Genomic DNA, 22,004 nt, shown 5'->3' with positions numbered 1-22,004 from the left:
CGCCTTCACGAGAGGCGATCGCATACCGGAGCACGTGTTAAAACGACTCCGGTTTCGCGCATAAAGCGCAGGCTTTTCTATACTCAGGATAAATTTGAAAGTCAAAAGAGGGTGCCGACCAGGCCCCGAGACGTGGTGAGCAAACAATGCAAGATAGTTTAATGGAGTTGCTTTGGAAAACTTCGCACATTTCTGGGGGCAACGCTGCCTATGTCGAAGAAGTGTATGAAGAGTATCTCCAGGATCCGGGTTCAGTACCCGAGCAATGGCGGGATTACTTTGATCAACTGCCTAAGGTCAATGGTGGCACCGGCGTTGACGTTCGCCACTCAGAAATTGTCGAATATTTTGAGCTGTTAGGTCGCAATCGCGCTCGCCCTATGGTGGCACCAGGCTCCGGTGCGGCTGATATTGCTCATGAAAGAAAGCAGGTTGAAGTTGTTCAGTTGGTGAATGCATATCGTTTGAGCGGCCACCAAAAAGCGGATCTCGATCCACTGCGTTTGCGCGAACGCAAAAGCCCCCAAGACCTCGATCTGAGTTTTCACAACCTGAACGTGGCGGATCTTGACTCTGTATTCCAGACTGGCGATTTGTCGTTCGGTTACAAAGAGGGCACCCTTAACCAGATTATCGGTGACCTTGAGCAAACCTATTGCGGCAAAATTGGTTCCGAGGTGATGCACATCACCAACTATGAAGAGCGTCGCTGGTTGTTACAGCGTCTCGAGAGCTCTCGTGCGCGCCCAGACTTAGGTCCCAAAGCGAAGCAATACTTGCTGAAAAGACTCACAGCCGCAGAAGGGCTGGAACGTCATCTGGATAGTAAGTACCCTGGCACCAAGCGTTTTGGCCTGGAAGGTGGCGAAAGTCTGATCCCAACGCTTGATACATTAATCAAGCGGTGCGGCACTTATGGCGCAAAAGAGATGGTCATCGGTATGGCCCATCGTGGCCGCTTGAACACACTTGTTAACGTGTTGGGCAAAAATCCATCTGATTTGTTTGATGAATTTGAAGGTAAGAAGCTGGTTGATACGTCGGGTGACGTAAAATACCACCAAGGCTTCTCCTCAAATGTCATGACACCTGGCGGCGAAATGCACTTGGCCCTTGCGTTCAACCCGTCTCATCTGGAAATCGTATCTCCCGTCGTACAGGGTTCTGTTCGTGCGCGGCAGGATCGTCGCGATGATCAGCGCGGTAATATGGTCGTTCCAGTGGTTATTCATGGCGATGCGGCTTTTGCTGGTCAGGGTGTCGTAATGGAAACCTTCCAGATGTCGCAGACCCGAGCGTATCGCACAGGCGGTACAGTTCATCTGGTCATCAATAACCAGGTTGGTTTCACTACCAGTCGCCAGGACGACTCTCGCTCTACAACCTACGCGACAGACGTGGCAAAAATGATCGAGGCGCCGATTTTCCATGTAAATGCGGATGACCCGGAAGCCGTTGTTTTCGTTACTAACTTGGCTGCTGATTACCGCAACGAGTTCCGCAAAGACGTGGTTATCGATCTGGTGTGCTACCGCCGTCGTGGTCACAATGAGACCGACGAGCCGTCAGCCACGCAGCCATTGATGTACAAAGCAATTCGTTCTCATAAAACTACGCGCACTCTCTACGCCGAGCAGTTGGTTAACGATGGGGTGATTACTCAGGATGAAGCCGAAGGCTATCTGAATGACTACCGCGCAAAACTGGATCGCGGGGAAGACGTAGCTGAGGGCTTGGTTAGTGAGCCGGATTCGTCTCTATTTGTTAATTGGTCGCCTTATATCGGACATGACTGGCAAACGCCTTACGAGAGTGGTTATCCGATAAAAGACCTGCAAGCGCTAGCAGAGCAGATAAGCAGTATTCCGGATGGCGTTCAGGTACAGCGTCAAGTCGCAAAAATTTATGACGACCGCCGCAAGATGGCGGGTGGCGCCTTGCCTATCAATTGGGGTATGGCAGAAACTCTCGCCTACGCAACCCTGCTCAAGCAAGGGTATCGTGTTCGGATTACTGGTCAGGACGTTGGTCGTGGTACCTTCTCGCATCGTCATGCGGTGGTGCACAATCAAAAGGACGGCAGTTGTTATTTGCCATTGGAGCACGTAGACGAGAACCAGGGGCCGCTGGATATTTACGACTCATACTTGTCTGAGGAAGCTGTTTTAGCGTTCGAGTATGGTTACGCAACTACCACACCCGGCGGGTTGACGATCTGGGAGGCACAGTTCGGCGATTTCGCCAACGGTGCGCAGGTGGTTATCGATCAGTTCATCACCAGTGGTGAGCACAAATGGCAGCGCCTGTGCGGGCTGACCATGCTGTTGCCACACGGTTACGAGGGGCAGGGGCCAGAACATTCGTCGGCGCGCCTCGAACGTTTTATGCAGCTGTGTGCAGAGCACAATATTCAGGTGTGCATTCCCACCACCCCTGCTCAGGTGTATCACATGCTGCGCCGCCAGGCGATTCGCTATATGCGTCGCCCTCTGGTGGTGATGAGCCCCAAATGGATTTTGCGACACAAACTCGCGACCTCGACGCTGGAAGAATTGGCGGACGGCCGCTTCGAAACCGTTATCGGTGATTGTGAAGCGGAAGCCAGCGAGGTTAAACGCGTCATCCTGTGCAGTGGTAAAGTGTACTACCACCTTTATGAAGCGCGTGAAGAACGCGAACAAAAAGATGTTGCACTGATCCGCATTGAACAGCTCTATCCATTCCCTGAGGAAGATTTGCGTATGACCTTGAAGCCATACGCGCACGTGACCGATGTTATTTGGTGTCAGGAAGAGCCGATGAATCAGGGAGCTTGGTTCTCCAGCCATCACCGCATGCGTCGTGTGGTGGAACGTGTAAATGAAGACGCGTACTTGCGGTATGTTGGGCGAGCATCATCGTCGGCCCCTGCTGCAGGCTACATGTCTACGCACCTGGATGAATTGAACAAATTTATTAATGCAGCACTGGACACCAGTGTTTGAGTTTAGTTAACAGTTTCTTAGCGAAAAAGCGATAAGGACACACCCGTAATGAGTAACGAAATAAAAGTCCCTACGTTTCCTGAATCTGTTCAGGAAGGCACTATTGCCACATGGCACAAACAACCAGGCGAAGCATTTGCTCGCGATGAAATTATTGTCGACATCGAAACTGACAAGGTTGTTCAGGAAGTTCCTGCTCCTGCCGCGGGTGTGATGAAGGAAATATTGAAGGGGGAAGGCGACACCGTCACCAGTAACGAAGTTATTGCTCTGTTTAACGAAGGCGAAGCTGCGGCGGATTCCAGTGAACCCGCGTCGCCCAGCGCTGAACCTGCAAGTGCTGGTGGCAGCGATAGTGGCGACAACTCCGACATTTTAGCTGCCCCCGCCGCGAAAAAGCTCGCTCAGGAGAAAGGAATCGACCTTGCCAAAGTTAAAGGTACTGGCAAGGGAGGTCGCATCACAAAAGAAGATGTCGCAGCACATAAAGACGAACCTGCAGCGGCGCCTGCGCCAGCGGCTAAACCAGCACCTGCTGCGGCAAAATCGTCAGCGCCGGCAGTTGCAGTAGAAGGTAGTGGGGAAAGGATCGAAAAACGTGTACCTATGACGCGCTTGCGTGCACGAATTGCAGAGCGTCTACTGGACGCGACGCAAACTACGGCCATGCTGACCACGTTTAACGAAGTGAACATGGAACCGATCATGAAATTGCGTTCGCAATATAAGGATATGTTCGAAAAGGTTCACAATGGAACCCGTCTGGGCTTTATGGGCTTTTTTGTTAAAGCCGCGGTTGAAGCCTTGCGCAGAATCCCAGCTGTTAACGCATCGATCGACGGTAACGACATCGTATATCACGGTTATCAAGATATAGGTGTTGCGGTTTCTACGCCTAAAGGTTTAGTTGTTCCCGTGTTGCGAAACACCGAAAACATGAGCCTGGCAGCTATCGAAAACGGTATTCGTGACTTTGGCCTGCGTGCGCGCGATGGCAAAATCGGTATCGAGGAAATGCAGGGTGGAACCTTCACCATCACCAACGGCGGTGTATTTGGTTCGTTGCTGTCTACGCCTATCCTCAATCCTCCACAGGCTGCAATTTTGGGTATGCACAAAATCCAGGAGCGCCCGATGGCAGTAAATGGCGAAGTTAAAATTTTGCCGATGATGTACCTCGCGCTCTCTTATGATCACCGCCTTATCGACGGTAAAGAAGCCGTATCCTTCCTGGTCGCCATTAAGGAAATGATCGAAGATCCAGCGCGCATCCTGCTGGAAATCTAACGGGTAAGTTTCCGTTCTTTTGGGGGCTATTGCATGCAATCAGCCCCTTAGCTTGCAGATTACAATTATTTAATCATCGACATTATTTTTGGGGTTAATCCTATGTCCAACAAATATGACGTTATCGTTATTGGTTCAGGTCCTGCTGGTTATGTGGCAGCGATCCGCGCCGCTCAGCTCGGTTTAAAAACAGCTTGTATTGAAAAATGGAAAGACAAGCAGGGTAACGGCGTTAATGGTGGAACCTGTTTGAATGTAGGTTGTATTCCTTCAAAGGCACTGCTGGATAGCTCGCACAAATATCACGAGGCGAAATCTGCCTACGCAGCACATGGTATAGGCGTAAATGACGTCTCTATTGACGTGCCGTCGATGATTGCGCGCAAAGAAAAAATTGTTAAGCAGATGTCTACCGGCATCACCGGTTTGTTTAAAGCCAACAAAGTGACCCCTCTGTTTGGTACAGGCAAACTGCTGGCGAACAGAAAAGTTCAGTTTGTGAGCAAAGACGGTAATGAAGAAATTTTGGAAGCAGAGAACGTGATTCTTGCTTCTGGTTCTCTGCCAGTAAATATTCCGGTTGCACCCGTTGATGGTGATGTCATTGTCGATTCTACCGGTGCACTGGAGTTTACTGAAGTGCCAGAGCGCCTCGGCGTTATCGGGGCCGGTGTTATCGGTTTGGAATTGGGCAGTGTTTGGAAGCGTTTGGGTTCCAATGTGATTTTGCTTGAGGCGATGGAATCATTCCTCGCAATGATGGATCAGCAAGTTGCTAAAGAAGCGCAAAAAATTTACAAGAAGCAGGGCTTGGATATCCGTCTCGGATGCCGCGTTACTGGTTCTGAAGTTGTTGAAAAAGATGGCAAGAAAGAAGTGATTGTCACCTATTCGGACAAAGACGGCAATGAAGCCACTGAAACTTTCGATAAGTTGATTGTGTGTGTTGGTCGTCGTCCTTTCACCGATGGCTTGCTCTCAGACGACAGCGGTGTGAAGTTGGACGAGCGTGGTTCAATCTATGTAAACGACCTGTGTTCGACCAGCGCGCCCGGCGTATGGGCAATTGGCGACGTTGTTCGCGGTCCAATGTTGGCGCATAAAGGTTCTGAAGAAGGTGTGATGGTCGCTGAGCGCATTGCCGGTCAAAAAACGGTTATGAATTACGACATTATTCCTAACGTCATTTACACACACCCGGAAATAGCCTCTGTTGGTCGTACTGAAGAGCAGATTAAAGCCGATGGTGAAGAGTACAACGTTGGTGTATTTCCATTCCTGGCGATTGGACGTGCGGTAGCCGCAGACGAGTCTGACGGTATCGTGAAAATGATCGCCGACGCAAAAACCGACCGCGTATTGGGTTGCCATATTGTTGGCCCAAGCGCTCCAGATTTGGTGCAACAAGTTGCTATCGCTATGGAATTCGGTTCCAGCGCAGAGGACATTGGCATGACGATATTTGGTCATCCAACATTCTCCGAAGCTGTGAAAGAAGCGGCTCTGGCGGTGAACGGTCACGCCATTCACATGCCGAATCGTAAAAAGAAATAGGCAGTTAGCAACATTACAAAGAGAAAGAAGGGTGATGAACAGTCTGGCGAACGCCAGATTGTTCGCTACGCTCTCATTGGGAACGGTGGAGATTTCCACTGCAAAATAACGTTATAAACCTTTCCAAGCTCCGTTGGTCAACGCCAATGTAGCGCGGATGTAACAGGATAAGACAATGAACTTACATGAGTATCAGGGTAAGCAGTTGTTTGCCGAATACGGTTTGCCCGTATCCAAGGGCGTCGCTGCGGAAACTCCTGCCGAAGCTGCAAGTGCAGCAGGTATTCTCGGTGGAGACACCTGGGTGGTAAAAGCTCAGGTACATGCGGGTGGTCGCGGTAAAGCTGGCGGTGTGAAGCTGGTAAAATCCAAGGCTGAAATCGAAGAGTTTGCCAAGCAATGGCTAGGCAAGAACCTCGTCACCTATCAAACCGACGAAAATGGCCAGCCTGTTAGTCGTATCCTGGTAGAAACCTGTACTGATATCGATCAGGAGTTGTACCTGGGCGCCGTGGTTGACCGTTCGACTCGTCGTATCGTTTTCATGGCTTCCACAGAAGGCGGCGTAGAAATCGAGAAAGTTGCTGAAGAGACCCCTGAAAAAATTCTGAAAGCGATTATTGATCCGCTGGCAGGTGCACAGCCCTACCAAGCTCGTGATCTCGCATTCAAACTCGGCTTGGAAGGCAAACAGATCAAGCAATTTACCCAGATATTCCTCGGCCTGGCCAAGATGTTTAAAGAGAAAGATTTGGCTCTGCTGGAGATCAATCCTCTGGTTATTACCAAAGAAGGTGATCTGCACTGTCTGGATGCCAAAATTAACATCGACGGCAATGCACTTTATCGCCAACCTGCGCTGAAAGAGATGCACGATCCTTCGCAAGAAGACGAGCGCGAAGCGCATGCGGCCAAGTGGGAGCTCAACTATGTCGCCCTTGATGGCAATATCGGCTGTATGGTCAATGGTGCCGGTCTTGCGATGGGTACCATGGATATCGTTAAGTTACACGGCGGTCAGCCCGCAAACTTCCTTGACGTTGGTGGTGGTGCGACCAAAGAGCGCGTAGTCGAAGCATTTAAAATTATTCTGTCAGACGAAAGCGTATCCGCTGTTCTGATCAATATCTTCGGCGGTATCGTGCGTTGTGATCTAATTGCTGAGGGTGTCATCGGCGCTGTCGAAGAAGTTGGAGTGAAGATTCCTGTCGTTTGCCGCCTTGAAGGTAACAATGCGGAACTTGGCGCTAAAGTTCTTGCTGACAGCGGCCTGAATATTATTGCTGCGACCAGCCTTACTGACGCAGCAGAGCAGGTGGTTAAAGCGGCGAAGGGGGATGCGTAATGAGCGTACTGATTAACAAAGAAACTAAAGTATTGTGTCAGGGTTTCACTGGTTCGCAAGGCACCTTCCATTCAGAGCAGGCGATTGCATACGGCACGAAAATGGTTGGTGGCGTTACTCCTGGTAAGGGTGGCCAAACGCACTTGGGCTTGCCTGTGTTCAATACCATGGCGGAAGCTGTAGCAGAGACAGGTGCCGATGCCTCTGTCATCTATGTGCCAGCACCTTTCTGTAAGGATTCTATCCTGGAAGCAGCGCACAGCGGCGTGAAACTGGTTGTGTGTATTACTGAAGGCATTCCCACAATGGATATGCTGGACTGTAAAGTGAAGTGTGATGAGTTAGGCGTTCGCCTGATTGGTCCTAACTGCCCAGGCGTGATCACGCCCGGTGAGTGTAAAATCGGAATTATGCCAGGTCACATTCATTTGCCCGGCAAGGTGGGTATTGTGTCTCGTTCTGGCACCCTGACTTACGAAGCGGTTAAGCAAACAACCGATTACGGTTTTGGTCAGTCCACTTGTGTCGGTATTGGCGGAGACCCGATTCCTGGTTCTAACTTCATCGATATCCTGGAAATGTTCCAAAACGACCCGCAAACCGAAGCGATTGTAATGATCGGTGAGATTGGCGGAACCGCGGAAGAAGAAGCTGCCGCCTACATTAAAGCGAATGTTACCAAGCCTGTGGTTTCGTACATCGCGGGTGTAACTGCGCCTCCTGGAAAGCGCATGGGGCACGCTGGTGCGATTATTTCCGGTGGTAAAGGTACTGCAGACGAGAAATTTGCGGCGCTGGAAGACGCTGGTGTGAAGACTGTTCGCAGCCTGGCGAACATCGGTGATGCGTTGAAAGAGGTTACCGGCTGGTAACTTTTACTCACGCGTCAGGTCATAGAAAAGGTCGACTTTCAGTCGGCCTTTTTTTTGATTCATACGCCAGCTCTGTGGACGCAGATTGTTCGTTTGGTTGTTAATGACTGGAAATTTACGGATATTAGGTTGGTTGAAAAGCGAGATTATCTTGGGAGGAATTATGCAAAGAACGTTGATGTTGTCGATTGTGGTAGTTGCAATTGCTGGCGGCTGTACTTGGGTTAAACCCATTGAGCAGGCTGAACATGTACAGGTACTTCAAACTGTGTCTGCCCCAGAGTCGTGTCAGCGCCTGGGAAGCACGAGCGTAAGTGTTAAAGATAAAGTGGGTTTTGTGAAGCGCGGTGAAGACAAAGTAGCTCGTGAGCTTGAAACCCTGGCAAGAAATGAGGCCGCCAAAATGGGCGGGAATGCGGTTATGGCAAAATCCGATTCCGCTACTGGGGCGCAGGAGTTTTTTATATATCGGTGTCCCTAAGCGAACTGTTTCCCCATTCGGCAGCCTTGAATTCGCTATCGGCAACTCCATATAGGATTCCATCGTATAAACCGGTAGAGGATAGACACTACAATGACCGTTGAAGCAAGCACAGAAACTCGTGGATTTGAGACAGAAGCCAAGCAGCTTCTGCACTTGATGATTCACTCGTTGTACTCAAACAAGGAAATATTTCTGCGGGAGCTCGTCTCCAACGCCTCGGATGCAGCCGATAAACTGCGTTTCGAAGCCTTGAACAATGGTGCTTTGTACGAAAACGATAGCGAGTTACGGATTCGCATTAGTTTCGACAAAGAGGCCAATACCGTAACCATAAGTGACAACGGTATCGGTATGACGCGTGATGAAGTGATTGAGAACTTGGGTACCATTGCTAAATCCGGTACCGCGCAATTTTTATCCAACCTTACTGGGGACCAAAAGAAAGACTCCCATTTGATAGGCCAGTTTGGGGTTGGCTTCTACTCCGCATTCATTGTTGCCGATAAAGTCGTAGTTCAGACTCGCAAAGCGGGTGCGTCTGCAGCTGACGCCGTGCAGTGGGAAAGCGAAGGGGAAGCAGAGTACAACGTTTCTACCATTGAAAAAACTGACCGTGGTACGACGATAATTCTGCATTTGAAAAAGGGTCAGGAGGAGTTCGCGGACGGTTGGCGATTGCGCTCGATTATCAAAAAATACTCTGACCACATCTCTCTGCCGATTGTTATGCAAAAGGAACAGCACGGTGAAGACGCAGACGACCAAGCGCCAGAAGATGAGACAATTAATACCGCAACAGCGCTATGGACTCGTCCAAGAAGTGAAATTACCGACGACGAATACAAAGAATTCTACAAGCACATTTCTCATGACTTCGCCGAGCCTCTAAAGTGGAGTCACAATCGAGTTGAGGGTAAGCTGGATTACACTAGCCTGCTGTATATTCCGTCCAATGCGCCTTACGATCTGTACAATCGCGATACTCCGCGCGGCCTCAAACTTTACGTTCAGCGCACTTTTATTATGGACGAGGCAGAACAATTTCTGCCGCTGTATATGCGCTTTATTAAAGGCGTCGTTGACTCCAATGACCTGTCTCTGAACGTCTCTCGTGAGATCCTGCAGAAAGACCCAAACATCGACAGCATGCGCTCTGCATTGACTAAACGTGTTCTCGATATGTTGGACAAAATACGTAAAAATGACGCCGATAAGTACGCGGAATTTTGGAAAAATTTCGGCCAGGTAATGAAAGAGGGGCCAGCCGAGGATTACGCAAATAAAGACAAAATTGCAAGCCTGCTCCTGTTTGCTACTACGCACAATGATACGGATGTACAGGATCAGTCTCTTGACGACTACATCGCTAGGATGAAAGAAGGTCAGGACAAAATTTATTATGTCGTTGCAGAGAATTTTAATACGGCTAAACACAGTCCTCACCTGGAAGTTTTCCGCAAGAAAGGTATCGAAGTGCTGTTGTTGTCTGATCGCGTAGACGATTGGCTGATGGGCCATTTAATGGAGTATGACGGTAAGCAGCTCCAGGATGTCGGCAAAGGCGCACTTGACCTTGGCAACCTTGATAGCGAAGAAGAGAAAAAAGAACAGGAGCAGGTGGAAGAGCAGTTCAAAGATTTTGTTGAGCGCTTGAAGACCGTATTAACCGATGAGGTTGAGGAAGTACGTGTTACCCATCGCCTTACTGAATCGCCGGCGTGTCTGGTAGTTGGTGAACATGATATGGGCGCTCAAATGCGCCGCATGCTCGAGGCCGCAGGTCAGCAGGTGCCATCGTCGAAGCCGGTTATCGAAATTAATCCCGAGCATCCACTGGTACAGAAAATGGATAAGGAAGCCGATGAAGATCGCTTTGCCGATTTTGCCCATGTTCTGTTCGATCAAGCCAGCCTGGCCGAGGGTGGAAGTTTGAATGACCCTGCGGAGTATGTTCGACGCATGAACAAGCTGCTGATGGACATCGCATAGTCACAGCAGTCCGCTATTATTCAGGTGTGCCTCTATCGCGCCTGAATAATAGCCAAATTTAGTGCATGTAGAGCTTGCCGGGGTGCTTCTCTTAGCTTAGCGAGAGTGCTATGGACCAGTGCCAGACTTCAGTAAACCCGACATGCCGTTGTAAATCACAGGAATTACAATGACCAACTCTCTGAGGGTAGCCGTTTTGGGCGGAGGCAGTTTCGGTACCGCAATTGCCAATATCATCGCCGCAAATGGGCACCACACCTACTTATGGATGAGGGATGAGGATCGAGCAGAAAAGTGCCAATTCGAGCGCGAAAATCCGGAGTACTTGCCGGGCTACAAGCTTAACGACAATTTGGAGATAACGTCCGATTTAGTCGCATCTGTCGCTGATGCCGATGTCGTGACGCTCTCTGTGCCTAGCCAGTCTTTCCGCGAAGTCGCTCGTCGAGTCGCGCCGCATATTCCAGAAAATGCCATAGTACTGAGTACAACCAAAGGAATAGAGGGTGAAAGCTTCCTGTTGATGAGCCAGATTCTCGAGCAGGAGCTGGGGAATGTACGCATTGGCGTTCTGAGCGGTCCCAATTTCGCTAAAGAAATCATCCAGAACCAGTTCACAGGGAGCGTGATCGCCAGTGAGCACGATTCTGTTATCCAATGTATACAGCAGGTTTTCGCGTCTAAGACGTTTCGAATTTATGCTAATACCGATCGTTATGGCGTTGAGCTGGGTGGTGCACTCAAAAATATTTATGCAATAGTGACCGGAATGGCTGCGGCCCTTGGTTGTGGCAGCAACACCCAAGCAATGCTGTTGACCCGCAGTTTGGCAGAGATGACCCGGTTGGCAACTGCGCTGGGAGCCAACGGCATGACATTCCTAGGTCTCGCTGGTGTTGGCGATTTAATCCTGACCTGTACGTCGGATTTAAGCCGCAACTACCGAGTAGGTTATGCTATTGGCAAAGGTGAATCGCTGGCGCAGGTGTTAGACAATATCGGGCAGGTGGCGGAAGGGGTTAACACCGTTAAAATTGTTAAGGACAAGGCGGATGAAATGGGCATATACATGCCGTTGGTTACCGGCTTGCATGAAGTGTTGTTCGAGGGCAAGGACATATTGGAGGTGGTTACCGGCCTGATGACCGGAGCCATGGCGAGTGATGTGGATATGCAAGGGGGCGTGCAATGAACGAGGATATCAAGTCAAATTTAACATCCAGCAAGCACTGGCTGCGGCTGGTGTTTATGGTGCTGTTCGCGGTGTTTTTCCAGGTCGCACTGGCAGTTCTGTGGGTTCTGGTTTGTGTGCAGTTTTTGTTTGCCCTGGTGACAGGGAGCGATAATCCCAAGCTTCGTTATTTCGCAGCATCGTTAGCCATTTATATTCATGGGACGATCAACTTTCTGACATACAACAGCGAAGAGAAGCCGTTTCCCTTTGCTGATTGGCCCGAAACGCCTTCAGCTTCTGCGGAACAAACAGTTGCAGAGCATGCACCGGAAGCAGCTACAGCACCGGTAACTTCGGAGGGCGACGGCGCTGCCGAGGAACGCGCCTAAATGGACGCCTTCATCCTGCGCCATGGAGCCGCTGAATTGTCTGCCAGGACAGACTTTGAACGTGCACTGAATTCTCGAGGTCGGGCTCAGGTTGCGCAGGCGGTTCAGGAGCGATCGGCCGAGCTGGCTGGCGTAAAGTGTATGTTTGTCAGTCCGCTATTGCGCGCTCAGCAGACTGCCGAGATTGTGTTAGAACAACTCGGCAAGCGACCGGCGCAAACCTGCGACTGGCTAGTGCCAGAGGCGCGTTTGGATCGCGCACTTACTGAGCTGAGTAATCTCTCTGAAGAGTCCTCTATTCTGTTGATTTCACATTTGCCGTTGGTGGCTGAACTCACTGAAGCGCTTTGCGGTAAACCACGTGGCTTCGCACAATTCGATACCGCCTCTCTCGCGGCACTCTCTGGTGATATTCTCGCCGCTGGTTGCGCGGAATTGCGGTGGATCAGGCATGTGAACTGATGAATCATTTTCGCGGCGAGGAAGTGGTCTTCAAGTTGCCTGGTATCACCTTGCGTGGTGAGCGTTGGGGGGACCCGGATGGTCTGCCAGTCATTGCGCTGCACGGGTGGCTCGACAACGCCGGGTCATTCGATTTTCTGGCGCCGGAGCTCAAATCAATTAACCTGGTCGCCCTCGACTTGGCGGGGCATGGCAAGAGTGATCACAGGCCTTTGGTTGCTGCGTACAACGTCTGGCTCGACGTCGCTGAAGTACTGGCTGTCGCTGAGCAGTTAGGCTGGACAACCTTTGGCTTACTTGGGCACTCCCGAGGGGCGATGATTTCGACGATTCTCGCCGGTTCGTTTCCAGAAAAGGTGACGCATCTTGCGCTTATTGAAGCTATAGTCCCACAACCCATTCCTCCTGAAGAAGCCCCGGCCCAATTGGCCTCCTCAATTAATATAACCCGCACCCTTGCGCGCAAGCCGCTACGGGAACACCCGAACTATGAGTCGGCAGTCGTAGCGCGTACTCACGGCATGACTGAGCTGACACTCGAGGATGCGCGAGCACTTGCCCGGCGAGGTGTGGTAAAGCGCGGAAATGGTTATAGCTGGGCTAACGACTACAAGGTCATGGCGCCTTCCGAGGTCAAGTTTACTCGCGAACAAGTGGAAGCCTTTATTTCCTGTCTGTCACTTGAGGTACTTATATTTGCTGGTAAGCAGGGAATTATAAATAGTTTTCATCAACTCGATGAGTGGCTCGAGAAGTACCCCAACCTTAGGCGAATAGAGCTGGAAGGGGATCACCACCTTCACATGTCAACGAACTATAGGGCTGTCGCGACCTACTGCAATACCTACTTTAAAACTGACCCTAAAGATCTTTTAAAACAAAAAGCCGGCAGGCAATGAAATTATTACTACTTATTTTTATAGGGTGTTTTTCCATATTTGCCCGCGCAGAGCCCGTGTTCCAATTTGAGGGTCTGTTTAGCGGTAGTCGGCAGATGTACGCGGGAACCTCAAATGAACCGCGCTACAGGTTCATTCTCTCTGCACCAAAGAAAATTGACGGACGGTGGCAATTTGATCGAGAAGAGCAGGTTAGCGCAGCGGTTGCGTCGAGGACCTATGAACTTGCGCAGAGTATACGTCTGCGGGATGCCGTCGCTGCTCTGGATGATTACGTTCGGTCGTTAAATGCTCGGCTGCTATTTCTGTGCGATGGCCTGGATTGCGGAAGCAGTAATGTCTGGGCAAATGAAGTATTTGAAGTAAAGCAATTGTATGGCCTCGACCAGACGCAGGCCTATCGCGCATGGGAGCTGAAAGTGGAGCGGGGGGCTGCCTTCCTGGTAGCTTATTTGGCTCAGCGGGGCAACGGTCGCCTCTATGCGCAGGTCGAGCTGCTTACAATCGCTGGGGTTGACAGGCTGCACCTGCATGCGAGTAGGGCCTCCATACTTAACACCCTTAACGCCGCCGGATATTACGCGTTGGCAGACGTGCCGGAGGATATATCTGCGCTTGCCGATGCACTAATTTCCCGCCCCACACTAACCGTTTACCTGGTTGGGCATGCCTACGGGCGGGAACCTTTGCTGGTATTGGTGTCGCGGTCGCAACAGCTTGCAAGACAATTGAAGGAGAAGCTCGAGGCACAGGGCGTGCGTGCGACCCAGCTTATAGCCGAAGGCGTCGGGCCACTGGCCCCCCGTGAGGGCGGGGGCAGAGTGGCGCATGATCGAGTCGAGGTTGTTTTGCGCTAGCTGTCTGTAAATTGTACAGTTTTGGCTACACTCATACGGTAGGGTGTGAGAGATACAGTGAGCTCGCATCCATCGTAAGAGGATTCCGCATGAACAATCGCCTTGCTCCGCCCCACTTTTCGGTCCGTTACAGTGCTCGGGTAATGACGCCAGACCGCCGCATAACTGATGCCCGTGTTACGGGCATCGCCAAGCAGGGGTTTATTGTTGCTTATAATCAGGCACTTCCCGTTGGTTCACTGGCGAATATTGAAGTGAACGCGCCTTACAGGGGTGGCAAATGCCGCCTACGGGCTAAAACGCAAGTGGTTTACTGCCGTTTGTTGTCGGGTGATCGCGGTGCTGAGCTTGAACTTGCGATGATCTTCATCTCAGCTGGCGACATGCACACTTATAACAACATATTGCAATCTTTTGCTGAAGCCGGTGAGCGAAACGCCACCGGCTGACTCCCGCAATTTGCGCGCTTTAATTGTTCAGCAGTGCTAGAAACTCACTGCGCGTACTTAGATTCGCTCGAAAACTACCAAGCATGGCAGACGTTTTCATTACTGAGTTCTGCTTTTCAACACCGCGCATCATCATACAAAGGTGTTTGGCCTCGATAATAACTCCCACACCTGCGGCGCCAGTTACCTCGGCAATGGTGCTGGCCACTTGGTGCGTTAGTTGCTCCTGGATTTGTAAACGACGTGCGTACATATCAATAATTCTTGCGACTTTAGATAACCCCAGCACTTTGCCAGTCGGGATATACCCCACATGCGCCTTGCCTATAAACGGCAACATATGATGCTCGCACAGGGAGAAGAGCTCGATATCGCGCACAACCACCATATCGTTTGAATCGGAAGGGAACAGGGCATCGTTTACAACTTCCTGTACTGACTGCTTATAGCCGCTAGTGAGGTACTCGAATGCCGTGGCTGCGCGTGCAGGTGTTCCCTGGAGGCCGGGTCTTTGAAGGTCTTCTCCTGTAGAGCTTATTAAGTTGGCGTACAGCTCAGCCGGTGTCGGTTTCATGCTATTTCCTCAAACTACACTCGGCCCTGTGGCCGAAAAAAAAGCGGTATATTACAGCAAGGTTACCGTTAATACCGCAACAGGTTGAACGATAAGTTTACGAGCCGAGCGTTTCTTCGGGCCTAAAAATCGCTGTGATCTAACGGCGCATTCAGGCTAAAATACTCGGCTTTTGTATCTGCGCGCCATTACATGTTGGAAGAACTTAATTCAGAGCTCATTACCGTAAAAGACTGGATCCGTTGGGGATCGAGTCGGTTTGTACGTGCCAAACTGTATTTTGGTCACGGCACTGACAACGCCTGGGACGAGTGTGCTGTTCTCGTACTTTGGGCGCTGGCCCAACCTTGGGAGCGGTTGGAACTTATATACGACACTCGTCTGACGGTAGATGAGAAGAAGCGTGTCTTCCATGCAATTGGCCGTCGAATCAAAGAAAAAGTGCCTGCGGCCTATATCACGGGTGAAGCGATTTTTGGCGGACTGCGTTTCGAGGTCAACGAGAACGTCCTTGTGCCGCGCTCGCCGATAGCCGAATTGCTGCTAAACGGCATGCACCCCTGGTTTCAGGAAGACCCGGCCAGCGTGCTTGATTTGTGCACTGGCAGTGGCTGCATCGGGATTTTGGCGGCCTCTGTTTTTCAGGGAAGTGAAGTCGATATTTCGGATATATCGGCATCTGCGCTGGCAGTGGCGGCGCGTAATATCCGCAACCACGAACTCGTCGATCGGGTTACCGCCATTGAGTCCGATCTTTTTAATGCCCCACATTTTATCGGTCGTAAATACGACTTGATCCTGTCGAATCCACCTTATGTGGACGCCCATGATCTGTCCTCCATGCCAGCGGAATATCATGCTGAGCCCGTTTTGGGTTTGGCCGCAGGTAACGACGGCCTCTCTCTCGCGCGACGCATTTTACGCGATGCCAGTAAACACCTTACGCGCAATGGCTTGCTGGTGGTTGAGGTGGGCAACAGCTGGGCGGCATTAGAAGAGGCCTATCCAGAAGTGCCATTCGTCTGGTTGGAGTTTGAGCACGGAGGCCACGGTGTGTTTATGCTTAGCGCCGAACAACTTCACGAGTTTGCTGAGTTTTTTCAACAATAACTAAATATGAGCCTTGGTTGAAATATGTCTGGGAATACCTTCGGTAAGCTGTTTACCGTTACCACGTTTGGTGAGAGCCACGGTTTGGCATTAGGTTGCATTGTAGACGGTTGCCCACCGGGGATCGCGTTGGATGAAGCGCTGATCCAGGAGGACCTCGACCGCCGCAAGCCAGGCCAATCTCGCTACACAACCCAGCGGCGCGAAGCAGATAAAGTTAAAGTGCTTTCGGGTGTGTTTGAAGGTAAGTCTACAGGTACGCCAATTGGCATGCTCATCGAAAACACAGATCAGCGCTCAAAGGATTACGGCAATATCAAAGATCAGTTTCGGCCGGCACACGCGGATTACACTTACTTTAAAAAGTATGGAATTCGGGACTATCGAGGGGGAGGCAGGTCTTCAGCGCGGGAAACGGCTATGCGTGTCGCGGCTGGAGCGGTTGCGAAACAGGTGCTGAAAACCCTCTGGGGAATCGAAATTAAGGGGTATTTGTCCCAGCTGGGTCCGATTGCGATTGAGAAAGTCGACTGGGAGCAGATTCACCAAAATCCGTTTTTTTGCCCTGATGCGGATAAGGTTCCCGAGATGGAAGCCTATATGCAGGCGCTCAATAAAGAGGGGAATTCTGTTGGGGCAAAAATTACTGTAATTGCCAGCAGGATGATACCGGGCCTTGGCGAGCCAATATTCGATCGATTGGACGCCGATTTGGCGCACGCCCTGATGGGCATAAATGCGGTGAAGGGCGTAGAAATCGGTGCTGGATTCGACGCTGTTGCTCAAAAGGGTACGGAGCATCGGGACGAAATCACCACGGAGGGCTTTTTGTCTAATCATGCCGGCGGCGTCCTCGGGGGGATTTCTACCGGGCAGGATCTTATTGCCCATATCGCCCTAAAACCAACCTCCAGCCTGCACCTGCCGGGGCGAAGTGTCGATATTCACGGCAACCCGATAGAAGTGGTGACTAAAGGGCGGCATGACCCATGTGTAGGTATTCGCGCCACCCCGATCGCCGAAGCAATGATGGCGCTGGTGGTGCTGGACCACGCGTTGAGACATCGTGGTCAGAATGGCCATGTCGAAACAGAATTTACGATTCCAGGCTGAGGTGGGCTGAGGCCCTTCTTGGCTTGTCAAAAAGCCAGATCGGGACGGAGCTAACTGTTGCTGCCTTATTTGTGTGGAGCAGTACAACCCGCACTCTTCATCCATTGTAGATAAGCTACGCGGCTACAAACAACTCTGCTGTCAACGGACAAAGCTTCATGCCTTATTGGCGACTATCTTCGGTTTATTTCTTTTATTTCGCCGTCGTTGGCGCCATTTCGCCGTTTTGGGGGCTCTATCTGGAGAGTCTTGAGTTCTCACCTGCGGATATTGGACTGCTAAGTGCGATACCCATGGTTACCAAGATAGCGGCCCCCAATATTTGGGGGTTTCTCGCTGATTACAGTGGTCGGCGTTTATTAGTTGCACAGTTGGGCGCCATTGGAGCCTGCGTTTTTTTTGTGGGCGTGTTTTTTACCCGTGATCTTTTCTGGCTTGCGCTCTACTTGACCGTTTTCAGTTTTTTTTGGAACGCGATACTGGCGCAGTTCGAGGTGATAACCCTTGGGCATTTGCGCGGCCATACCGAGCAGTACAGTCGAATCCGAGTATGGGGCTCTATCGGGTTTATGGTGGCCGTGGTTGGCTTGGGAGTAATGTTCGATTATGTGTCTATCGCCCACTTACCGAGCGTGATTTTTGTCTGCTTAATTGGTATTTATTTGTCCAGCCTAGCGTTGCCGGCGGAGCCAGAGCGTCTTTCCGAGTACTCACAAAAGGACTTCTTCAACGTGCTGCGAGCCCCCGTAATATGGTGGTTTTTTGCTGTTGTTACACTATTACATATCAGTCACGGGGTCTATTATACCTTCTACAGCATATATCTCTCGTCACTTGAATACTCCCGAAGTTTTATCGGGGTCATGTGGGCAATTGGGGTGGTGGCAGAGATAGTTTTATTTATCAAAATGCCATTTTTGATGAGGGTATTTTCATTTCAGCAGTTGCTTTTATTTACCCTCGCCATAACCGGGTTGCGCTGGTTATTGATTGGTTGGTTGGCCGACAATCTCGTTGTTTTGTTATTGGCCCAGCTCATTCATGCATTCTCTTTTGGCGCGGCGCATGCATTAGCAATAGAATTTGTGCGCCAGCATTTTGGTAAGGTTGCGCAAGGGCAGGGGCAGGCGCTGTACAGTGCCATCTGCTTTGGTGGAGGCAACGCGTTAGGCGCTTATTTTAGTGGAATCTTTTGGCAGTCCTCCCCGCAACAGGCGTTCTTGCTGTCGTTCGTTTCAACTTTATTGGGGCTGGCGATTGCAGTCTACATAGGTTACCGTGGCAAACTTGATGGTGGTTGGGGGGCTTCAAAAGCTTAGTGCTAAAGTGTTATCAAAAAATATTGATGCGTCTCACAAAGTATGAAGATGTTACCGGTTTCGCTTGTTGAAAAGTGCGAAATCTCTACAATAATACGTGCCAACTGGATCGGGAATTAGGTGCCAATCGGAATGGCTCGCACGAAAAAACGGGTTGCGATAATTTATTGGGGGGCCAGCGAGGTGTTGGCTTTAGATTTAGGACCATGCGGGCATCTTGTGTGCCGCATTATGCAAACATGACTATGAAAAACATCACGATTTATGTATCTGTACTCGGGATGCTGCTCTTTATTTCCAAAGCAATCGCTGTAGAGGCAAATAGCTGCCCAGCGGTCGATTGCGATTGTACTAGTTTGCCGAGGGAAGCATGGCAGGATTACTGCTACACCTATGAGTTGAAGCTCAAACAAAGCTGTACTGCAAATAATAATGTCCCCACAGACTACTGCTCGCTTCATGGGCCCGCCGCAACGCCGCTACCTCTTGCTTTGTCGACGGAGTCGCCAGCAAAGCTTCCGGCGAGTGAAATGGATGCAAGCGTAAGTCGTGTAAAAAACACGTTCAGAGGAATGGACAGTGATATTTCTACATTACGCAATAAGGTGTCGAGCCTTTGGTTTGCCGATGCTATTGCCTTGCTCAAAAAGATCGATGCTGATTTAGATACAGTCTACGGTTTGGAGCGCCAAGTGAGTGCGCAATGGATTGCGACAGGTCAAGCCAGTTCTGCGGAGTCTCACTGGGCAGATTTTGCCAAGTCCTCGGAGGGCTTTGCTGAAGGTTGGCGCGAGTATGGCGATCAACTTTGGGAAATGTATTTGGCTGAAAGCAGCCCACAGGCAAAAGCCGCATATCGGGTGATTGCCTTTCGGGTGATGCGTTTGTCAGGCAAAAGTTACGAAATGGCAGCGGATGGCTTTGGTCGCACGGGTAAATACAAAAGATCGGCAAAACTATGGACTGAGGCTGCTGCGGGCTCTAAATTGGTTATGGCTCGCAAAGAGTCGTCCGGGGCAAAGAAATCCCATGTGGGCTTTTACCGGCTGCAGGCAAGTTCGCGCATGAACAGGGCGACCTATTATTGGGCCCTGGACAACAACGAGGATGGCGTTGTTGAAGCTCTCGCGCAGGCGCAAGCCTTGAGCGGTCAGGCTGAGATGCAAACCTTACTGGCCGATCAGGAAGAAGATCCAACCATTTCAAACCAGCAGGCGAATTAAGTAGCAGGTCGATCAAGTACTAAGCTCATCAAGAACTAAAAAGCACTGCAACCATTGCGTGAAACACACATTCAAAAAGCCCCTTTTACGTTAAGGGGCTTTTTTGTGCGTGATATACAAATACAGATTAGAAGTGAATGGCCAGGTTAAGGTAAGGGCCATCGTAAGTCAGGTTGGCTGTTGCATCTTCAAAGTCTTGTAAGTCGAGCTTGAATTGGCGGTATCCCAATTCTGCGCCGACATCCAGAACAGACTCCAAGCGGTAGCCAATGTGGAAGTCGGCATCGCTAACGGTACTGTCGTCATAGCCAATGTAATTAGCTTTTGCTGCCACATACAGCCCGGTCAGAGGCAGGTCGAACCTTGCCATCGCGTATAGCAGTGGCAGGCCGCCGGAGAGCTCGATCGTTTCGGAACGGTTGTAAGCTGGCTGACGTACAATCGCTTCGCCGTCGAGCACCTTGCCTGTTACTCCGATATCCAGGCTCACCCAGTTATCCAGAATTTCGTAGTAAAGAGTGACATCTGTCATGGTGAAATCGAGCGTTGTCGCAGTGGCGGCCTCGCCGGAGAAAGTTTGGTTGTCCCAGGTGAACTCGCGGCTGACAGTTGCGGCGCCCTCGTGCTTTAAGGCCGTTTGAGAAAGTCGGATGTTCGGTAGCACAGGTACCGGATGCTCCAATGCCAAATAAAAATAATTATTGTTTTCGCTGTCCAGGCCCAGCTCTTCGGTGGTGATAGGGTCGCTGTCGGTGCCGATTGCACCATCGATGTCTGCTTGCCAGACGCCTGCACCTGCGTAAATCCCCAGTAGGGTGTCAGCATGTGCGGTGATGGGTGCTGCCAAAAGTACAGCGATGGCAACCTGTGTTTTTACGGTTTTTAACGGTGTTTTCGTCGACATAAGAAGCCTTTGGTAAATGAATGAAGCACGGGCGCGATGGGCTCGCTCTGCGTCCCGCCAGTGCATGCTTTATAGCAAATTCTTTTAGTGTTTATGTTAAATAGCACCAGTCTTTTGCGTTGTATCGCAGAGTAGGCGATAGAAGGCGCGTGCAGCGTTGCTAAGGGAGCGTTTTTTATGGTTGATAACCCCTAGGTTTCGATGCAGAGATACTTCGCGAACCGGCAAAGCGTGCAGATTTCCGTCGATCATGGAGCGAGGAAGCAGACTCCAGCCCAGGCCGACAGATACCATAACTTTCACTGTCTCCAGGTAGTTGGTGGTCATGCTGAGTGTGAGTTCGAGTTCCTGCTGAGCGAAATACTCCTTCACTATCCGGCCGGTATATGTCGTCAAGTCGGGCAAAATTGCGTCCACGCGGCTCAGCTGCTGCAAATTTACCGTTTCGTGTGCGGCCAGCTCATGGGTTTTTGCGATAACGAAATCCAGCGGATCGGGCCAAATAATGCGGCTTTCCAACTGTGCGACCGGTTCCGGTGCCAGAGTGACAACGGCAATTTCGCACTCACCGCGCAATACCTTTTCGTGGGCTCTCTCCGAATCCAAAAACTCGAACTGAAGGTTGACTTCTGGGTGGGATAAAACAAATTGCCGCAGTAGGGGCGGTAGATGATGCAGGCCGATATGATGGCTGGTTGCTACCCGCAGGACACCGGAAATCTCACCGGTCAGCTCGCGAATATTGCGTTCAGTGTCAGCCACAGCCTGCAAAATTGTTTCGGCCTGCGGCAATAATAATTTTCCGGCTTCGGTCAGGCGAACCTCGCGCCCGATGCGATCGAATAGCGTGTGGTTCAGGTGAGCTTCGAGTGCAGCGATGCGTTTGCTCACCGCTGGCTGGGTGAGGTGGAGACGGGAGGCGGCTAGCGAGAAGGACTGGCACTGGGCGACCGCGATAAACGATTTTAGTGAATCCGTATCCATGAGAAGCATCTCTGCCAAGAAAGATTCATCTA

At 50.8% G+C, this 22,004-nt stretch carries 20 protein-coding genes; 17 read left to right on the top strand and 3 right to left on the bottom strand.

Annotation, left to right across the window (positions count from 1 at the left end):
• Positions 1 to 146: 146 nt before the first annotated feature.
• The 13 genes from TERTU_RS11195 to TERTU_RS11135 all read left to right on the top strand — a co-directional run bounded on the left by TERTU_RS11195 (position 147) and on the right by TERTU_RS11135 (position 14,745).
• On the top strand, positions 147 to 2,984 hold the full coding sequence (locus TERTU_RS11195; protein WP_015816901.1) for a 2-oxoglutarate dehydrogenase E1 component: 2,838 nt from the start codon (positions 147 to 149) through the stop codon (positions 2,982 to 2,984).
• Positions 2,985 to 3,032: 48 nt separating this feature from the next.
• A complete protein-coding gene (odhB, locus tag TERTU_RS11190) occupies positions 3,033 to 4,271 on the top strand; it encodes a 2-oxoglutarate dehydrogenase complex dihydrolipoyllysine-residue succinyltransferase (RefSeq protein WP_015819291.1) in 1,239 nt (412 codons plus the stop codon).
• 102 nt (positions 4,272 to 4,373) lie between these two features.
• Positions 4,374 to 5,825: a dihydrolipoyl dehydrogenase gene (gene lpdA, locus TERTU_RS11185; RefSeq protein WP_015818710.1), complete on the top strand. Its 1,452-nt coding sequence runs from the start codon at positions 4,374 to 4,376 to the stop codon at positions 5,823 to 5,825.
• A gap of 175 nt (positions 5,826 to 6,000) precedes the next feature.
• Positions 6,001 to 7,170, top strand: coding sequence for an ADP-forming succinate--CoA ligase subunit beta (gene sucC / locus TERTU_RS11180; RefSeq protein WP_015819599.1), 1,170 nt, complete (start codon positions 6,001 to 6,003; stop codon positions 7,168 to 7,170).
• Positions 7,170 to 8,042: a succinate--CoA ligase subunit alpha gene (sucD, locus tag TERTU_RS11175; protein WP_015819000.1), complete on the top strand. Its 873-nt coding sequence runs from the start codon at positions 7,170 to 7,172 to the stop codon at positions 8,040 to 8,042. Before sucC ends, sucD begins: the two co-directional genes overlap by 1 nt.
• Positions 8,043 to 8,205: 163 nt before the next feature.
• Positions 8,206 to 8,523, top strand: coding sequence for a DUF4156 domain-containing protein (locus TERTU_RS11170; RefSeq protein WP_041590210.1), 318 nt, complete (start codon positions 8,206 to 8,208; stop codon positions 8,521 to 8,523).
• A gap of 93 nt (positions 8,524 to 8,616) precedes the next feature.
• The gene (htpG, locus tag TERTU_RS11165; RefSeq protein WP_015820601.1) at positions 8,617 to 10,515 is read left to right on the top strand and encodes a molecular chaperone HtpG; all 1,899 of its coding nucleotides are present in this window, start codon (positions 8,617 to 8,619) and stop codon (positions 10,513 to 10,515) included.
• A gap of 169 nt (positions 10,516 to 10,684) precedes the next feature.
• Positions 10,685 to 11,707, top strand: coding sequence for an NAD(P)H-dependent glycerol-3-phosphate dehydrogenase (locus tag TERTU_RS11160; protein ID WP_015818314.1), 1,023 nt, complete (start codon positions 10,685 to 10,687; stop codon positions 11,705 to 11,707).
• Positions 11,704 to 12,078 (top strand): DUF4389 domain-containing protein, encoded by a 375-nt coding sequence (locus TERTU_RS11155; RefSeq protein ID WP_015817756.1) that lies wholly within the window; start codon positions 11,704 to 11,706, stop codon positions 12,076 to 12,078. The genes TERTU_RS11160 and TERTU_RS11155 overlap by 4 nt, the downstream gene beginning before the upstream one ends.
• Positions 12,079 to 12,540 (top strand): phosphohistidine phosphatase SixA, encoded by a 462-nt coding sequence (gene sixA, locus TERTU_RS11150; protein ID WP_015818029.1) that lies wholly within the window; start codon positions 12,079 to 12,081, stop codon positions 12,538 to 12,540.
• Positions 12,540 to 13,439: an alpha/beta fold hydrolase gene (locus TERTU_RS11145; RefSeq protein ID WP_015818091.1), complete on the top strand. Its 900-nt coding sequence runs from the start codon at positions 12,540 to 12,542 to the stop codon at positions 13,437 to 13,439. The genes sixA and TERTU_RS11145 overlap by 1 nt, the downstream gene beginning before the upstream one ends.
• Positions 13,436 to 14,296, top strand: coding sequence for a DUF4892 domain-containing protein (locus TERTU_RS11140; RefSeq protein WP_015817061.1), 861 nt, complete (start codon positions 13,436 to 13,438; stop codon positions 14,294 to 14,296). Before TERTU_RS11145 ends, TERTU_RS11140 begins: the two co-directional genes overlap by 4 nt.
• A gap of 89 nt (positions 14,297 to 14,385) precedes the next feature.
• The gene (locus TERTU_RS11135; RefSeq protein WP_015817795.1) at positions 14,386 to 14,745 is read left to right on the top strand and encodes a hypothetical protein; all 360 of its coding nucleotides are present in this window, start codon (positions 14,386 to 14,388) and stop codon (positions 14,743 to 14,745) included.
• A gap of 19 nt (positions 14,746 to 14,764) precedes the next feature.
• Here the strand turns inward: TERTU_RS11135 and folE are convergent, their stop codons facing one another.
• Complete coding sequence (gene folE / locus TERTU_RS11130) at positions 14,765 to 15,319, bottom strand: GTP cyclohydrolase I FolE (RefSeq protein WP_015818252.1); 555 nt, start codon at positions 15,317 to 15,319, stop codon at positions 14,765 to 14,767.
• 192 nt (positions 15,320 to 15,511) lie between these two features.
• Here folE and prmB point away from each other — a divergent pair, with 192 nt between their 5' ends.
• The 4 genes from prmB (at position 15,512) to TERTU_RS11110 (ending at position 20,084) form a co-directional block, all read left to right on the top strand.
• The gene (gene prmB / locus TERTU_RS11125) at positions 15,512 to 16,429 is read left to right on the top strand and encodes a 50S ribosomal protein L3 N(5)-glutamine methyltransferase (protein ID WP_015817888.1); all 918 of its coding nucleotides are present in this window, start codon (positions 15,512 to 15,514) and stop codon (positions 16,427 to 16,429) included.
• Positions 16,430 to 16,453: 24 nt separating this feature from the next.
• Positions 16,454 to 17,542 carry a chorismate synthase gene (aroC, locus tag TERTU_RS11120; RefSeq protein WP_015820515.1) on the top strand — a complete coding sequence of 363 codons (1,089 nt, stop codon included), beginning with the start codon at positions 16,454 to 16,456 and terminating at the stop codon, positions 17,540 to 17,542.
• 158 nt (positions 17,543 to 17,700) lie between these two features.
• A complete protein-coding gene (locus TERTU_RS11115; RefSeq protein WP_015819794.1) occupies positions 17,701 to 18,861 on the top strand; it encodes an MFS transporter in 1,161 nt (386 codons plus the stop codon).
• A gap of 239 nt (positions 18,862 to 19,100) precedes the next feature.
• The gene (locus TERTU_RS11110) at positions 19,101 to 20,084 is read left to right on the top strand and encodes a hypothetical protein (protein ID WP_015820164.1); all 984 of its coding nucleotides are present in this window, start codon (positions 19,101 to 19,103) and stop codon (positions 20,082 to 20,084) included.
• A gap of 127 nt (positions 20,085 to 20,211) precedes the next feature.
• Here TERTU_RS11110 and TERTU_RS11105 read toward each other — a convergent pair whose 3' ends face one another.
• Positions 20,212 to 20,988 carry a TIGR04219 family outer membrane beta-barrel protein gene (locus tag TERTU_RS11105; protein WP_015820757.1) on the bottom strand — a complete coding sequence of 259 codons (777 nt, stop codon included), beginning with the start codon at positions 20,986 to 20,988 and terminating at the stop codon, positions 20,212 to 20,214.
• Positions 20,989 to 21,084: 96 nt separating this feature from the next.
• Positions 21,085 to 21,972: a LysR family transcriptional regulator gene (locus tag TERTU_RS11100; protein WP_015816909.1), complete on the bottom strand. Its 888-nt coding sequence runs from the start codon at positions 21,970 to 21,972 to the stop codon at positions 21,085 to 21,087.
• Positions 21,973 to 22,004: the final 32 nt, after the last annotated feature.

It is taken from the genome of Teredinibacter turnerae T7901 (genome assembly GCF_000023025.1).
Classification (GTDB): Bacteria; Pseudomonadota; Gammaproteobacteria; order Pseudomonadales; family Cellvibrionaceae; genus Teredinibacter; species Teredinibacter turnerae_B.
This window is presented reverse-complemented; position numbering and strand designations above follow the sequence as displayed.

What these genes read in the sequence shown, in the direction of transcription:
- TERTU_RS11195 (WP_015816901.1), top strand. Translation starts at nt 147, where the DNA reads ATGCAAGATAGTTTAATGGAGTTGCTTTGGAAAACTTCGCACATTTCT.
- odhB (WP_015819291.1), top strand. Translation starts at nt 3,033, where the DNA reads ATGAGTAACGAAATAAAAGTCCCTACGTTTCCTGAATCTGTTCAGGAA.
- lpdA (WP_015818710.1), top strand. Translation starts at nt 4,374, where the DNA reads ATGTCCAACAAATATGACGTTATCGTTATTGGTTCAGGTCCTGCTGGT.
- sucC (WP_015819599.1), top strand. Translation starts at nt 6,001, where the DNA reads ATGAACTTACATGAGTATCAGGGTAAGCAGTTGTTTGCCGAATACGGT.
- sucD (WP_015819000.1), top strand. Translation starts at nt 7,170, where the DNA reads ATGAGCGTACTGATTAACAAAGAAACTAAAGTATTGTGTCAGGGTTTC.
- TERTU_RS11170 (WP_041590210.1), top strand. Translation starts at nt 8,206, where the DNA reads ATGCAAAGAACGTTGATGTTGTCGATTGTGGTAGTTGCAATTGCTGGC.
- htpG (WP_015820601.1), top strand. Translation starts at nt 8,617, where the DNA reads ATGACCGTTGAAGCAAGCACAGAAACTCGTGGATTTGAGACAGAAGCC.
- TERTU_RS11160 (WP_015818314.1), top strand. Translation starts at nt 10,685, where the DNA reads ATGACCAACTCTCTGAGGGTAGCCGTTTTGGGCGGAGGCAGTTTCGGT.
- TERTU_RS11155 (WP_015817756.1), top strand. Translation starts at nt 11,704, where the DNA reads ATGAACGAGGATATCAAGTCAAATTTAACATCCAGCAAGCACTGGCTG.
- sixA (WP_015818029.1), top strand. Translation starts at nt 12,079, where the DNA reads ATGGACGCCTTCATCCTGCGCCATGGAGCCGCTGAATTGTCTGCCAGG.
- TERTU_RS11145 (WP_015818091.1), top strand. Translation starts at nt 12,540, where the DNA reads ATGAATCATTTTCGCGGCGAGGAAGTGGTCTTCAAGTTGCCTGGTATC.
- TERTU_RS11140 (WP_015817061.1), top strand. Translation starts at nt 13,436, where the DNA reads ATGAAATTATTACTACTTATTTTTATAGGGTGTTTTTCCATATTTGCC.
- TERTU_RS11135 (WP_015817795.1), top strand. Translation starts at nt 14,386, where the DNA reads ATGAACAATCGCCTTGCTCCGCCCCACTTTTCGGTCCGTTACAGTGCT.
- folE (WP_015818252.1), bottom strand. Translation starts at nt 15,319, where the DNA reads ATGAAACCGACACCGGCTGAGCTGTACGCCAACTTAATAAGCTCTACA.
- prmB (WP_015817888.1), top strand. Translation starts at nt 15,512, where the DNA reads ATGTTGGAAGAACTTAATTCAGAGCTCATTACCGTAAAAGACTGGATC.
- aroC (WP_015820515.1), top strand. Translation starts at nt 16,454, where the DNA reads ATGTCTGGGAATACCTTCGGTAAGCTGTTTACCGTTACCACGTTTGGT.
- TERTU_RS11115 (WP_015819794.1), top strand. Translation starts at nt 17,701, where the DNA reads ATGCCTTATTGGCGACTATCTTCGGTTTATTTCTTTTATTTCGCCGTC.
- TERTU_RS11110 (WP_015820164.1), top strand. Translation starts at nt 19,101, where the DNA reads ATGACTATGAAAAACATCACGATTTATGTATCTGTACTCGGGATGCTG.
- TERTU_RS11105 (WP_015820757.1), bottom strand. Translation starts at nt 20,988, where the DNA reads ATGTCGACGAAAACACCGTTAAAAACCGTAAAAACACAGGTTGCCATC.
- TERTU_RS11100 (WP_015816909.1), bottom strand. Translation starts at nt 21,972, where the DNA reads ATGGATACGGATTCACTAAAATCGTTTATCGCGGTCGCCCAGTGCCAG.